13 protein-coding genes and 1 tRNA gene are annotated in these 13,832 nt (G+C 73.3%); 6 read left to right on the forward strand and 8 right to left on the reverse strand.

The features are described 5' to 3' along the window. Positions 1–191: 191 nt before the first annotated feature. Complete coding sequence (locus ACIQUQ_RS09550) at positions 192–656, reverse strand: GatB/YqeY domain-containing protein (RefSeq protein ID WP_403664294.1); 465 nt, start codon at positions 654–656, stop codon at positions 192–194. Positions 657–743: 87 nt separating this feature from the next. On the opposite strand from ACIQUQ_RS09550, the gene ACIQUQ_RS09555 reads away from it, so the two are divergent. The 3 genes from ACIQUQ_RS09555 to ACIQUQ_RS09565 all read left to right on the forward strand — a co-directional run bounded on the left by ACIQUQ_RS09555 (position 744) and on the right by ACIQUQ_RS09565 (position 2,519). Then, entirely contained in the window at positions 744–1,682 is a 939-nt protein-coding gene (locus ACIQUQ_RS09555; protein WP_403973200.1) for a metallophosphoesterase, read from the forward strand. A 22-nt stretch (positions 1,683–1,704) separates the two neighbouring features. Continuing rightward, positions 1,705–2,406 carry a Pr6Pr family membrane protein gene (locus tag ACIQUQ_RS09560; protein ID WP_403973202.1) on the forward strand — a complete coding sequence of 234 codons (702 nt, stop codon included), beginning with the start codon at positions 1,705–1,707 and terminating at the stop codon, positions 2,404–2,406. 39 nt (positions 2,407–2,445) lie between these two features. Continuing rightward, positions 2,446–2,519, forward strand: a tRNA-Pro gene (locus tag ACIQUQ_RS09565). Positions 2,520–2,586: 67 nt separating this feature from the next. On the opposite strand, the gene ACIQUQ_RS09570 is transcribed toward ACIQUQ_RS09565, so the two are convergent. Both ACIQUQ_RS09570 and ACIQUQ_RS09575 read right to left on the reverse strand, forming a co-directional pair. Further along, a complete protein-coding gene (locus tag ACIQUQ_RS09570; protein ID WP_403973204.1) occupies positions 2,587–3,102 on the reverse strand; it encodes a hypothetical protein in 516 nt (171 codons plus the stop codon). 69 nt (positions 3,103–3,171) lie between these two features. Next, positions 3,172–4,659: an MFS transporter gene (locus ACIQUQ_RS09575; RefSeq protein WP_403973207.1), complete on the reverse strand. Its 1,488-nt coding sequence runs from the start codon at positions 4,657–4,659 to the stop codon at positions 3,172–3,174. 115 nt (positions 4,660–4,774) lie between these two features. Between ACIQUQ_RS09575 and ACIQUQ_RS09580 the strand changes: the two genes are divergently transcribed. Then, positions 4,775–5,254 carry a MarR family winged helix-turn-helix transcriptional regulator gene (locus ACIQUQ_RS09580; protein WP_403973210.1) on the forward strand — a complete coding sequence of 160 codons (480 nt, stop codon included), beginning with the start codon at positions 4,775–4,777 and terminating at the stop codon, positions 5,252–5,254. A gap of 42 nt (positions 5,255–5,296) precedes the next feature. Here the strand turns inward: ACIQUQ_RS09580 and ACIQUQ_RS09585 are convergent, their stop codons facing one another. The 3 genes from ACIQUQ_RS09585 to codA form a co-directional block, all read right to left on the reverse strand. After that, on the reverse strand, positions 5,297–5,995 hold the full coding sequence (locus tag ACIQUQ_RS09585) for a flavodoxin family protein (RefSeq protein WP_403973213.1): 699 nt from the start codon (positions 5,993–5,995) through the stop codon (positions 5,297–5,299). A gap of 281 nt (positions 5,996–6,276) precedes the next feature. After that, entirely contained in the window at positions 6,277–6,912 is a 636-nt protein-coding gene (locus ACIQUQ_RS09590; RefSeq protein WP_403973215.1) for an HD domain-containing protein, read from the reverse strand. Between the two features lie 11 nt (positions 6,913–6,923). Then, complete coding sequence (codA, locus tag ACIQUQ_RS09595) at positions 6,924–8,312, reverse strand: cytosine deaminase (protein ID WP_403973218.1); 1,389 nt, start codon at positions 8,310–8,312, stop codon at positions 6,924–6,926. 39 nt (positions 8,313–8,351) lie between these two features. Between codA and ACIQUQ_RS09600 the strand changes: the two genes are divergently transcribed. Both ACIQUQ_RS09600 and ACIQUQ_RS09605 read left to right on the forward strand, forming a co-directional pair. Beyond that, positions 8,352–10,196: a S9 family peptidase gene (locus tag ACIQUQ_RS09600; RefSeq protein WP_403973220.1), complete on the forward strand. Its 1,845-nt coding sequence runs from the start codon at positions 8,352–8,354 to the stop codon at positions 10,194–10,196. A 42-nt stretch (positions 10,197–10,238) separates the two neighbouring features. After that, positions 10,239–11,192 (forward strand): SURF1 family protein, encoded by a 954-nt coding sequence (locus ACIQUQ_RS09605; protein ID WP_403973222.1) that lies wholly within the window; start codon positions 10,239–10,241, stop codon positions 11,190–11,192. A 692-nt stretch (positions 11,193–11,884) separates the two neighbouring features. Here the strand turns inward: ACIQUQ_RS09605 and ACIQUQ_RS09610 are convergent. Together ACIQUQ_RS09610 and ACIQUQ_RS09615 are read right to left on the reverse strand one after the other, a co-directional pair. Then, complete coding sequence (locus ACIQUQ_RS09610; protein WP_403973225.1) at positions 11,885–12,934, reverse strand: hypothetical protein; 1,050 nt, start codon at positions 12,932–12,934, stop codon at positions 11,885–11,887. Between the two features lie 59 nt (positions 12,935–12,993). Then, entirely contained in the window at positions 12,994–13,683 is a 690-nt protein-coding gene (locus tag ACIQUQ_RS09615; RefSeq protein ID WP_403973228.1) for a SigE family RNA polymerase sigma factor, read from the reverse strand. Positions 13,684–13,832 lie beyond the last annotated feature (149 nt).

A 13,832-nucleotide genomic window follows, 5' to 3' on the forward strand; every position in this document is an offset into this window, starting at 1 on the left:
CCCGGCGCCTCTCCGGGGTTCGGGCCCCCCCCGGGGGGTTCCCCCCCGCCCGCTTTCGGGGGGGGGGGGGGCGCCGGGCCCCGGGGGGGGGGGGGGGGCCCCGGGCGGGGCGCGGGCCCCCCGCCCTCTTTCCTTCGACACCGTCGGGTCGGCCGGCTCCGTGCGCCGGCCGCCTGGCGTGCGTACGCCGGTCAGCCGGCCAGCAGCTGCTTCACGACGGCGGCGACGCGGCCGCCCTCGGCGAGGCCCGCCACCTTCGGGTTCACGATCTTCATGACGGCACCCATGGCGCGCGGCCCCTCGGCGCCGGCGGCGCGGGCCTCCTCGACGGCCTGGGTCACGATCGCGGTGAGCTCGTCGTCGCTCAGCTGCTTCGGCAGGTACCCGGCCAGGACCTCGCCCTCGGCCGTCTCACGCGCCGCCTGCTCGGTGCGACCGCCCTGGGCGAAGGCGTCCGCGGCCTCGCGGCGCTTCTTCGCCTCCTTGGTGATCACCTTGAGGACTTCGTCGTCGGAGAGCTCGCGGGCGACCTTGCCTGCGACCTCCTCCTTGGTGATCGCGGCGAGGGTCAGCCGGAGCGTGGCCGAGCGGAGCTCGTCACGCGCCTTGATGGCGGTCGTGAGGTCTTCCTGCAGCTTGGACTTGAGCGTGGTCATGGGTCGAGTCTGCCAGGTGAGTGCCCGCCGGCGCCCCCGGGTTTCGCCGGGCACGGGGCGCGTCCCGCGTCTGCGACGATAAGCACCATGCACGCGCGTTACGGAGTACCCCTGAAGGTCACCGCGGGAATCGCCGCCGTCGGGGCGGCCGGCGTGGCCTACGCCGCCGGCTTCGAGGCGAGGTCCTTCCGGCTGCGGCGGGTCACCGTGCCCGTGCTGCCGCGCGGCATGCGCCCCCTGCGGGTGCTCCAGGTCTCCGACATCCACATGGTCACCGGCCAGCACAAGAAGCGGGCCTGGCTCCAGTCCCTGGCCGGGCTGCGGCCCGACTTCGTCGTGAACACCGGCGACAACCTCTCCGACACCGGGGGCATCCCCGAGGTGCTGGACGCGCTGGGCCCGCTGATGGAGTTCCCGGGCGTGTACGTCTTCGGGTCGAACGACTACTACGGGCCCCGGCTGCGCAACCCCGGCCGCTACCTCATCGAGAAGGTGCAGGGGCGGCACGGGCTGAACGGCAACAAGCCCGTGGTCGGCGCCGTGCACAACCCGTGGGAGGAGATGCGGGACGCCTTCGACGCGGCCGGCTGGGTCAACCTCACCAACACGCGCGGGCGTCTGAAGCTCCCGGACCTGGAACTGGCCTTCACCGGACTGGACGACCCGCACATCAAGCGCGACCGGTACGAGTACGTCGCGGGCGGTCCCGCCGCCGACGCGGACTTCTCGGTGGCCGTGGTCCACGCCCCGTACCTGCGGGCCCTCGACGCCTTCACCGCCGACGGCTACCCCCTGATCCTGGCGGGGCACACCCACGGCGGGCAGCTCTGCATCCCCTTCTACGGGGCGCTGGTGACCAACTGCGACCTCGACACCGACCGGGTGAAGGGGCTGTCCACGCACGAGCTGGCCGGCAACCGCGCGTACCTGCACGTCTCGGCGGGCTGCGGCACCAACCGCTTCACGCCGGTCCGCTTCGCGTGCCCGCCCGAGGCGACACTGCTCACGCTTACGCCCGCGGAGTGACGCGCGGCAGTACGTTGACCGGATGATCGCACCCGCGTATCCGACGGCGTTCCGCGCCCTGATCGCCCTGGCCGCGCTGGCCGGCGTGACCATCGAGTGCGTCTACGGCCGCGTGCCGGTGGTGCTGAGCTTCTTCACGATCTGGACGAACATCGCGGTCGCCGTGGTCTACGGGATCTCCGCGGCCCGCACCGCGCAGCGCCGCGAGCCGCTGCCGCCGCTGGTGACGGGCGGGGTGCTGCTGTTCATCCTGATCACCGGGCTCGTCTACCACCTGGTGCTGGCGAACCCGGCGAGCCCGTTCAACGTGACGGACGACATCGCGAAGCTCACCGGGGCGCGGGCGGTCGCCGACCAGCTGCTGCACACCGTGACCCCCGTCGGGGCGGTCCTGGAGTTCGCGCTGCTGACCGCGCCGCGCCGGTTCACCCCGCGGCTGGCCGCCCTCTGGCTCGCGTACCCCCTGGCGTACGTGGGCTTCGCCCTGGTCAGGGGTGCCCTGCTGGCCCCCGGCACCCCGACCCGCTACACGTACCCCTTCATCGACGCGGCCCGGTACGGGTACGCGCCGGTCGCCGTGAACGCCGTCGTCCTGGGCCTCGCCTTCTACGCGCTGGCCCTGCTCCTGGTCCTCGCGGACCGCCTCCGCCCGGACCTCCGCCCCCTGTCCCTGCGGCCCGCCGAAAACCGGATTTCGTCTCCGGGCGAGGGTCCGCTAAAGTAATCGATGTCGCCACGGCAAGCAGAACCGCCCGGCGGCGATCGGGGTGTAGCGCAGCTTGGCAGCGCGCTTCGTTCGGGACGAAGAGGTCGTGGGTTCAAATCCCGCCACCCCGACTCAGCAGTACCAGGTCAGAGCCACCTAGGAGATCTCCTAGGTGGCTCTTCCGTTTGTCCGGGTGGGTCAGGCCTGGAGGGTGACCTTGGTGCCGGTGCGGGGGTTGATGAACCACCAGTCGTTCGACGCGGCGTTCGGGACGCCCCATTTGAACTGGTGGGCCGTGCCGTAGAAGGTGCAGGTCTTGTTGCCGGCCGAGTCCCAGGTGCAGACGTTCTTGTTGTACGTGGTCTGGGCCGACCACCAGGTCCTCGGGCCCGCGCGGCCGTCCTTCTGGAGTTGGTTGCCGTCCCAGTCGAGGTGGATGGCCTGCCAGTCCTTCGTCCGGGCTTCCGTGTTCGGGCCGAACTGGCCGTCGATGAAGCCGGTGGAGGTGATCTGGCCGTTGACGTTGTCGGCCCAGAGCACCGACTGCCAGAAGCGGATGTAGTTCGCGTCGGAGCTGCAGCCCGACCGGCAGAGCTCGGGGTTGGTGCGCCACGCGTCTCCGTCGGCGTGGGCGGTGCCCGAGCCCGCCGCCGTCGCGATGATCGCGGAGGCGGCAAGGGCCGAGAGGGCGGTCAGGGTCCGGGGCAAGCGCACGGGTCCTCCTCGTTGTTGGCGTGAGCATGTTCAATTTGGCGGGCGCGTGCGTCAAGAGGGCCTTGCCGGTCAGGGGGTGGGGGTGCGGCGCGGGAGCAGGGCCAGGGTGGTGGCCGTGGCCAGGGTGAGGAGGAGGGTGCCGGTGGCGAAGGCCAGGTGGAAGCCCGAGGTCAGCGCTTCGGCGGCCGGCCGGCCGGCGTCGGCGAGGTCGCGGGTGCGGCCGGCGGCCAGCGTGGACAGGACCGCGACGCCGAGCGCCATCCCGATCTGGCCGGTGGTGTTGAACAGGCCGGACGCGAGGCCCGCGTCCCGCTCGTCCGAGCCGGACATCGCGAGGGCGGTGAGGGCGGGCAGGGCCAGGCCGAAGCCGGCGGCCAGCAGCATCACGGGCAGCAGATCGGTCACGTAGTCGGCCCGCACCGGCAGGCGGGTCAGCAGGCCCAGCGCCCCGACCAGCAGGACGAGACCGGCCAGCAGGACGTTGCGCTCGCCGAAGCGGGCGGCGAGCCGGGCCGAGGCGCCCAGCGAGACGGCACCGATGGTGACCGCTGCCGGGAGCATCGCCAGACCGGTGGCGGCCGCACCGTAGCCCCGCACCTGCTGGAGGTAGAGGGCCACCAGCACCTGGAACGCGAACAGCGCGGCGACCATCAGCATCTGCACCAGGTTGGCCCCGACCACCGCCCGCGACCGGAAGATCCGCAGCGGCAGCAGGGGCGTACGGGCCTTCGCCTGCCGGACCGCGAAGGCGGCCAGCAGCAGCAGGGCGAGGGCGCCGGGGCCCAGGGTGCGGGCGGCGGTCCACCCGTACCGCTCCACCCCGACCACGGTGGAGATGCCCAGCATCAGGCCGCCGGTGATCAGCAGCGCGCCCCAGACGTCGGCCCCGGCGCGCAGCCCGAGCCCGCGGTCGGCCGGCAGGGCGGGGAGCGCGAGCAGCAGGGCGGCCAGGCCGATCGGCAGGTTGATGAAGAAGATCCAGTGCCAGTCGAGCGCATCGGTCAGCACCCCGCCCAGCACCTGCCCGAGGGAGGCTCCGGCCGCGCCGGTGAAGGAGAAGACGGCTATCGCACGGGCCCGTTCCCGGCCCTCGGGGAAGAGGGTGACCAGGATCCCGAGGCTCACCGCGCCGGCCACGGCGGACCCGACGCCCTGGAGGAACCGGGCGGCGATCAGCACGGCCGGGGAGGCGGCGAGGCCGGCCAGCACCGAGGCACCGGTGAAGACGGCGGTGCCGGCGAGGAACATCCGCTTGCGGCCGATCAGGTCCCCCAGCCGCCCGGACAGGAGCAGCAGGCTGCCGAAGGCGATCAGGTAGGCGTTGACCACCCAGCTCAGACCGGCCGCGGAGAAGCCCAGGTCCTCCTGGATGGCCGGCATGGCGACGGTGACGATGCTGCCGTCGAGGATCGTCATCAGCATGCCGGTCGAGAGCACGCCGAGCGCGGTCCAGCGGGACCGGAGGCCCGTGGGGGCGGGTGGCGTGGCGCGGGCGGCAGGCTCAGGGGCTGCAGGCGCAGGGGCTGCAGAGGCAGAGGCAGTGGGAAGCGCGGACATGGTCTCTCCCGTCGGGGACGCACGTGGCTGATGGATGAGACCGTAGCAGATAGATCCGTTGCAGACGATTTATTGAGAGACGATTTTTGACGGACCCGTTCGCTAGGCTGGACCCATGACTGCCATGGCCCCCCGGCGGACCGAGCCGGACCTCTCCTTCCTGCTCGACCACACCAGCCACGTCCTGCGCACCCGCATGGCCGCGGCCCTCGGCGAGATCGGGCTGACCGCGCGCATGCACTGCGTGCTCGTGCACGCGCTGGAGGAGGAGCGCACCCAGATCCAGCTCGCCGAGATCGGCGACATGGACAAGACGACGATGGTCGTCACCGTGGACGCGCTGGAGAAGGCCGGGCTGGCCGAGCGGCGGCCGTCCAGCACCGACCGCCGGGCCCGGATCATCGCGGTCACCGAGAAGGGTGCCGAGGTCGCGGCGCAGAGCCGGCGGATCGTGGACGGGGTGCACCGCGACGCGGTCGCCGCCCTCCCCGAGGCCGACCGGGCGGCGCTCGTCAAGGGACTGCGGCTGCTGGCCGAAGGGGAACTGTCCACACCTGTGGACAGTCCGCGGCCCGCGCGGCGCGCCCGCCAGTAGCCGGCGGGCCCCAGGGCCCCGAGGCCCAGGCGTCCAGAGGCCTCAGCGGTGTTCGGGGTTCGGGAAGTCGAAGCGGCAGCCGGCGTCCCACTCCGAGCGCTGGTTGCCGTGGGCCGGGATGCCGCCGGCGCGGCGGATCATGCCGGCGAGGTGCATCAGGTTCCACGCCATGAAGGTCGTGTTCCGGTTGGTGAAGTCGTTCTCCGGCCCGCCCGAGCCCTCGTCCAGGTACGACGGCCCCGGCCCGGCCTCGCCGATCCAGCCCGCGTCCGCCTGCGGGGGGATCACGTAGCCCAGGTGCTGGAGGCTGTAGAGGACGTTCATCGCGCAGTGCTTGACCCCGTCCTCGTTGCCGGTGATCAGGCAGCCGCCGACGCGCCCGTAGTACGCGTACTGGCCCTGCTCGTTCAGGAGCGAGGAGCAGGCGTAGAGGCGCTCGATCACCTGCTTCATGACCGAGCTGTTGTCACCGAGCCAGATCGGGCCGCACAGCACGAGGATGTCCGCGGCCATGATCCGCGAGTAGAGCACCGGCCACTCGTCGCTCTCCCACCCGTGGTCCGTCATGTCGGGCCACACGCCGGTCGCGATGTCGTGGTCGACGGCGCGGATCAGCTCGGTGGTGACGCCGTTGGCCTCCATCACGGCCCGGCTCTTGTCGATCAGTCCCTCGGTGTTGCTGACCTCGGGGGACCGCTTGAGGGTGCAGTTCACGTACACGGCGCGCAGGTCTTCGTACACACCCCCACCCTGCGGGGCCACCGGGCGGGTCGGCCAGCCCGGTGGGCCGTACGGCCTACGGCGCCAGGGCCTGTCCGGCGGATCAGGGTCGGACCCGGGCATGATCCGCCGGGCAGGCGCTAGGCCGTGTCTTTCGGATCAGGCCGGATCAGGGAGCGGGGCCTGGTGCGTGCGATCGCAAGGCGGAGGAGGGAGTCAACGCGGAGCGTTGGCGACCGACGACAACGCGGCGAGCGTGCGTGCCAGGCCCCGCGAGCCCGGCCTGATCCGAAAGACACGGCCTAGTCGCGTGCCGCGTCGAGCGGGTTCGCCGCGATCCGGGCCGCCACGCCGCCCGCGACCAGGTGCGCGGCGGCGCAGCCGGGCTTGCGGACGCCCTGCTCGGTGACCAGGTCCAGGAAGGCGGGGCCGAAGCCGGCCCGCGGGTACACGCCCAGCAGCGCCGCCGTGAACTCCGCGTCGAACCCGCCGACCCGCAGCCCCGACACGTCCGCGCTGGTGCCGACCTGCAGCAGGTGGCTCTCCGGGTCCTCCTCGGCCGACACGTCGTCCCGCATGTGCAGCACGATCAGCTCGGCCGCCCGCTCGCGCCGCGCCGGCGGCCAGCCGAGACCCGCGGTCAGCACCCGCGCCACGTGGCCGCCGGCCTCCTCGAAGGGCAGCGTGTGGCTGTCGAAGGGCACGGTCAGCCCCAGGTCGTGCAGGAGCGCCGCGACGTAGAGCAGCTCCCGGTCGAACTCGATGCCGTGCTGCCGCGCGTACTCGGCGCCGAAGGCGTACGAGCGCACCGAGTGGTTGAACAGCGGCTCGTCCGCGTACTCCGCGCCCAGCGTCCTGGCCGCCTCCGCGGCCGCGCCGCTCGGGACCTGCACGCCCGGGATCCAGGCGCCCGGGATCCCCGCACCCGTCGGTTCCATCGTTCTTCCCCCTATAGCCGTTGCCAGGCGGCGGCGTCGCGCCGCCGCACGAAGTCGATCATCTCGCCCTCCTCGCCCGGCCAGTCCAGCCGGGTGGCCTGGTACGGGGTCTCCGCGACCACCCGGCCCCGCGCGACCACGTAACGCGGCCGCACCTGGCGGCGCACGGCGTCGAACGGCGAACCGGCGGGCAGCAGCACGAAGTTCGCCGGGCGGCCCTCCGCGATGCCGTACTCCTCCCCCAGGCCCAGCACCCGCGCGGCCCGGTCGGTGACCATCGCGAAGGCCGTGGCGATCTCGTCGGTGCCGGTGAGCTGGGCGGCGTACACGCCGGTCAGGGCGGTCTGGAGGGGGCTGCCGGTGCCCAGCGGGTTCCAGGGGTCCATCACGTCGTCGTGGCCGAAGGCCACGTTCACCCCGGCCGCCAGCATCTCCTTGACCTGGGTGAGGCCCCGGCGCCTGGGGTAGGCGTCGAAGCGGCCCTGGAGGCCCAGGTTCGCGAAGGGGTTGCAGACCAGGCTGATCCCCGAACGCGCGAGGATCCGCTGGAGCTTGTAGCTGTACGCGCCGTTGTACGAGCCCATCGCGGTGGTGTGCGAGGCGGTGGCCCGGCCGCGGAGGCCCGACCGCAGCGCCAGCGTCGCCAGCACCTCCACGAACCGCGACTGCTCGTCGTCGATCTCGTCGCAGTGCGCGTCCACCCGCAGGCCCTCGCGCTCCGCCAGGGCGAAGGCGAAGCGGAGCGATTCGACCCCGTCCTCGCGGGTGTCCTCGAAGTGCGGGATGGCGCCCACGACGTCCGCGCCCCGGCGCACGGCCTCGGTCATCAGCCGCTCGCCGTCGGGGAAGGAGCGGATGCCCTCCTGGGGGAAGGCGACGATCTGGAGGCCGATCACGTCCCGTACGCGGTCGCGGACCTCGGCGAGGGCGTCGAGGGCGAGGAGCCTGCCGTCGGTGACGTCGCAGTGCGTACGGACGTGCAGCACGCCCTGCGCCGCCTGCCAGCGCAGCACCTCGGTGGCCCGGTCGACCACGTCCTCGCGGGTGAGGGTCTCCTTGCGCTCGCTCCAGCAGGCGATGCCCTCCCAGAGGGTGCCCGAGGCGTTCCACCGCGGCTCGCCGGCGGTCAGGGCGGTGTCCAGGTGGATGTGCGGCTCGACGAAGGGCGGGGCGAGGAGGGCGCCGTGCGCGTCGACCACGCGGGTGCGGGCGTCGGTACGGGCCTCCGCGAGGGCGTCCGTACCGGGGCCCGTGCCCGCGTCCCCGTCCGTGCCCGGCGGCGGCTCCTCGTACGGGACCACCCTCGCGATCCGGCCGTCCTCGACCAGTACGTCGGCCCGCCCCGGAGCCACCTCGCCGTCGCCGGCGTAGAGCCGCGCGTCCCGCACGATCATCCGCATACCGGCCACCCTACGAACGAGTGCGGACAGAATGGGCACATGACCGATGACACCACGATGCCCGACTGGGAGAAGCGCTTCCGCGCGCCGCGGACCGGCCTGCCGGAGTGGGCCGAGGACGCGCCGGACCGCTCGCTCTTCGTCTCCAACGCCACCGGCACCTACGAGCTGTACGCCTGGGACCGCGCCACCGGCACGCGCCGGCAGGCCACGGACCGGCCCAACGGCACCACGGACGGCACGCTCTCGCCGGACGGCGAGTGGATCTGGTGGTTCTCCGACAAGGACGGCGACGAGTTCGGCGTCTGGATGCGGCAGCCCTTCGGCGGCGGCCCCGACGAGCCCGCCACCCCCGGGCTGGCCCCCTCGTACCCGGCGGGCCTGGCCATCGGGCGCGACGGCAGCGCGGTCGTCGGCCGGTCCACCGACGAGGACGGCTCGACCGTCCACGTCTGGCGGCCCGGCACGGCGCCGGTGGAGATCTACCGGCACCGCGAGTCGGCGGGCGTGGGCGACCTCTCGCGCGACGGCAGGCTGGTCGCGATCGAGCACACCGAGCACGGCGACGCCATGCACTCCGCGCTGCGGGTGCTGGACCTGGACGGCACCACGGTCGCGGAGCTGGACGACACCGAGGGCGGCACGCAGGAACTGGGCCTGGAGGTGCTGGGCTTCGCACCGGTCGCCGGCGACACCCGGCTGCTGGTGGGACACCAGCGGCGCGGGCGCTGGGAGCCGATGGTGTGGGACGTGGCGACCGGAACGCAGACCGACCTGGTGCTCGACCTGCCGGGCGACGTGAGCGCGGAGTGGTACCCGGACGGCTCGGCGCTGCTGGTCGCGCACAGCCACGAGGCGCGCAGCGAACTGTGGCGGTACGAGCCGGACACCGGCGCGCTGACCCGGGTGGACACCCCGCCCGGCACGGTCTCGGGCGCGACGGCCCGGCCCGACGGGACGGTGGAGTACCTGTGGTCCTCGGCGGCGCAGCCGTCCTCCGTGCGCTCCACCACGGGCGCGGTCGTGCTCGACCCGCCGGGCATGAAGGCACCCGGCTCGGTGCCGGTGGAGGACGCCTGGGTGGAGGGGCCCGGCGGGCGGATCCACGCGCTCGCGCAGCGGCCGGCCGGCGGCGAGGGGCCCTTCCCGACCGTGTTCGAGATCCACGGCGGGCCGACCTGGCACGACAGCGACGCCTTCGCGGCGGCCCCGGCGGCCTGGCTGGACCACGGCTTCGCGGTGGTGCGGGTCAACTACCGCGGCTCGACGGGGTACGGGCGGGCCTGGACGGACGCGCTCAAGCACCGGGTGGGCCTGATCGAGCTGGAGGACATCGCCGCGGTGCGGGAGTGGGCGGTGTCCTCGGGTCTCGCCGACCCCGCGCGGCTGGTGCTGTCGGGCGGCTCCTGGGGCGGCTACCTGACCCTGCTGGGGCTCGGTACGCAGCCGGACGCCTGGGCCGTGGGCCTGGCGGCGGTCCCGGTGGCCGACTACGTGACGGCGTACCACGACGAGATGGAGGCGCTGAAGGCCCTGGACCGGACGCTGTTCGGCGGGACGCCGGAGGAGGTGCCCGAGCGGTTCGCGGCCTCCTCGCCGCTGACGTACGTGGACGCGGTCAAGGCTCCCGTGCACATCGCGGCGGGGGTGAACGACCCGCGCTGCCCGATCCGGCAGATCGACAACTACGTGGACCGGCTGGCGGCGCGGGGCGCGGTGCACGACGTGTACCGCTATGACGCGGGTCACGGTTCGCTGGTGGTCGAGGAGCGGATCAGGCAGGTGCGCATGGAGATCGACTTCGCGCTGAAGCACCTGGGGGCGCCGGCGGGCGGGTACGCCGGGGGTACCTCCGGGGGTGCCGCGGGAGGCGTCGCGGGCTGACCCCGCGGACCGTGGCCGGTGCACCCCCCGTACCGTGGTGGGGTGCACCGGTTTCTGCTGACCCCGCGCTGGTGGGGGATCAACCTCTTCGTCGTGCTGGCCGTCCCCTTCTGCCTCTTCATGGGGTCCTGGCAGCTCGGCCGGTTCGAGGACCGCGTCGACAGCCACCGCGAGGCCACGGCTCCCCGCCCCGCCGCGGAGAGCTCGGCGGCCCCGCTGGAGTCCCTGCTGCCGGTGGACAAGGAGACCTCGGGGCGTACCGCGTCCGTGAGCGGCACGTACGCCGACCAGTTCCTGGTCCCGGAGCGGAAGCTGGACGGAAAGTCCGGCTACTACGTGCTGACGCTGCTGCGGACGGACGCCGGGAAGGCGGTCCCGGTGGTACGGGGCTGGCTGCCGGGGACCGCTTCGGGCAAGGGGCCGGCGGCTCCCTCCGGGCGGGTCACGGTGACCGGCGCGCTGCAGGCCTCGGAGAACTCGACGAGCCGGGGCGTCCACGCGGTGGGTGGCCTCCCGGCGGGGCAGCTGGGCGTGATCGCCGCGGCGTCGCTGGTGAACCTGGTGCCGTACGAGCTGTACGACGCGTGGCTGACCGTGCCGGTGGCTTCGGGCGGGCTGACGCCGGTGCCGGCCGTTGCTCCCGCGGGGACCGGGCTGGACCTCAAGGCGTTCCAGAACCTCGGGTACACCGGTGAGTGGTTCGTCTTCGCGGCGTTCGTCGTCTTCATGTGGGTGCGGTTGTACCGGCGGGAGGCCGAGGCCCTGCGGGATGCGGAGTTCGGCCTCGTGCCGGGTGCCGGTGGCTCTGCCGTACCGGATGCCGGTAGCTCTGCCGTACCGGATGCCGGTAGCTCTGCCGTACCGGATGCCGGTAGCTCTGCCGTACCGGGTGCCAATGCCTCTGCCGTACCGGATGCCGGGGCAGGTGCCGTACCGGATGCCGGGGCAGGTGCCGATGCCGGGGCGGTACCGGGTGGCGGAGCCGTGCGGGGCTGAGCCCTGCGGGGCTGGTCCCCTACCCGCCCTTCCTCCGTTCCTCCCCCAGCTACCGCTGGGAGGTGCCCCCAGGGCTGCGCCCGGACCCTTCGGGGGCTCCGCCCCCGTACCCCCGCTCCTCAAACGCCGGAGGGGCTTGATTTGCCGGCGGCGCTGGATATCCCTGCGGCGCTGGATTCGCCCGTGGCGCTGGGGTATGCCTGCGGCGCGGGATGTGCGGGCGGGGGCTGGGTTCGCGCAGCGGAATCCAGCCTCGCCGGCGTTTGAGGCGTGGGGGTCCCCCCGGACGGAGTCTGGGGGAGGGTCCGGGGCGGAGCCCCGGGAAACGGAGAAAGGGCGGGGCGGGGAGAAGGCTCCGCGCAGCGGCAACGGACCGCACCTCGCACGGCCCGGCACCCGCAAGCGCACCGCACCCGGCACAGGACCCACACCCGCAAGCGCACCGCACCCGGCACAGGACCCACACCCGCAAGCGCACCGCACCCGGCACGGGACCCGCACCCAGAAGCACACCGCACCCGGCACAGGACCCACACCCGGAAGCACACCGCACCCGGCACAGGACCCACACCCGGAAGCACACCGCACCCGGCACGGGACCCGCACCCGCAAGCGCACCGCACCCGGCACGGGACCCGCACCCGGGAGCGCGCCGCACCCGGGACGGGACGGGCGACGGGCCCCCGGGAGGGTCAGGCGGACGGGGGCGCCGCCAGGATGCCGGTGCGGTAGACGGTGCCTTCGCACGCGTTCGGGATCGTCGTCGTCGCGACCGGCGCGCCGGGGTCGGCCACGTGCGTGACCGAGACCGCGCCGGCCTGGGCCGGCGGCGGGTTCTCCGACTGGTCCACCGGCGGTTCGCCGCCGTCCAGCGGGTCCGAGTCCGTCGCGCCGTCCGACGCGGTCGGGTCCGGGCTGGGGTCCGGCACCGAGGTCGGGTCCGGGCACGACTGGGCCGGCACCCAGGCGAACTGGACCTCGTACGCCGCGTTCGGCTCCAGCCGCAGCGCCCGCTGCTCGGACGACGGGTCCGGCAGCCCGGTGGCCGGGTCGCCCGAGGTGTGGTCGAGGACCGTGACCTGCCGCTGGTCGGCCGCGAGCGCGGACACCGAGCCGCCGCTGCCGACGACGCAGTCGCTCTGCGAGACGTTGGTGATCCGGAAGGTGCCGTAGACCTTGCCGTCCGCGTCCGGGGTACGGGTGTCCTGCACCGCCACGCCCAGCTGGTCCGCCTGGCAGACCGGGGTCCTGCCCGAGTCGTCCGACGGCGGGTTGGGGCCCCCCTTGCCGATGCCGCTGTCGGCCGGCTCGCCCTTGGGGGTGCCGCCCTTGCCGCGGTCCTTGCCGTCGCGGCCGTTCTTGCCGCCCTTGCCCTTGCCCGGCTTGCCGGAGGGGGAGGCGAGCGCCGAGGGCCCGAAGACGTCGGGGCCGGTCAGATTGGGGTTCGTACTGCCGCCCCCCGTACTGCCGTCGGGGGCCTTCTCCCCGTGGCCGGCGATGGCGGGGTTCGCGGAGTCCGGCGACGTGGCGACCCGGAAGAACGCCGGGATCGCGGTGCCGACGAGCAGCGCCGCCGCGGCGACGCCGACCAGCGCCTGGCGCTTGCGCTGCCGCCGGCGGGGGACGGCGACCTGGAGCCTGGCCAGCGCGCCGTCGGAGGGCTCCAGACCCTCCACGGCTCCCCGCAGCAGGCTCCTCAGCTCGAGTTCGTTCTCGGGGCCGGGGGTGGGGCTGGGGTTCACGCTGCCGCTTTCGGTCGGTTCGGGATCGGGGGACGACGGTGTCCGGTCCGGCACAGGACTCATTGCTGCTCCCCCATCGCCAGTCGCAGGGCTGCGATGCCCCGCGAACCGTACGCCTTCACGGAGCCCAGCGATATGCCGAGGGTCTCGGCGACCTGGGCCTCGGTCATGTCGGCGAAGTACCGCAGGACCAGCACCTCGCGCTGCCGCCGCTGGAGGCCCTTCATGGCCTTGATCAGCGCGTCGCGCTCCAGCTGGTCGTACGCGCCCTCCTCGGCGCTGGCCATGTCCGGCATCGGCTTCGAGAGCAGCTTGAGGCCCAGGATGCGGCGGCGCAGCGCGGAGCGCGAGAGGTTCACGACGGTCTGGCGGAGGTACGCCAGGGTCTTCTCGGGGTCGCGGACGCGGCTGCGCGCCGAATGGACCCGGATGAACGCCTCCTGCACCACGTCCTCGCAGGACGCGGTGTCGTCGAGGAGCAGCGCGGCGAGCCCGAGGAGCGAGCGGTAGTGCGCCCGGTACGTCTCGGTGAGGTGGTCGACGGTGGTGCCCGCGGCGATCACCGGGTCGGCACTCTCACGCGGTGAGGGCACGAGACCGGTACGCGTGGTCGGCACGGGAGCCATTACGGGCAGCCCTCCCCCGAAGCCGCTCGCCCGGGAGTTGCCTGCTGGTACGCGGGGACGCCGGATCGGCGGAACGAGCGTGCCGCGCACCGGTATGACTGCAATGTCGAGGACCTCTGCCACGCCAGTTGGACACGCATCCCCCCGTCAGGGTTGTACGCGTGAGGCATGCCGATCTGCGACACGTCAAAAGCCCTCATGCGTAACCACTCTTCCCAGTTGCCCCATTTATCCAGGCGGCAGTGGGCCATCACCTTGATCACGGGATCACT

The sequence above is a fragment of the Streptomyces sp. NPDC101118 genome, from assembly GCF_044759445.1.
Lineage (GTDB): Bacteria > Actinomycetota > Actinomycetes > Streptomycetales > Streptomycetaceae > Streptomyces.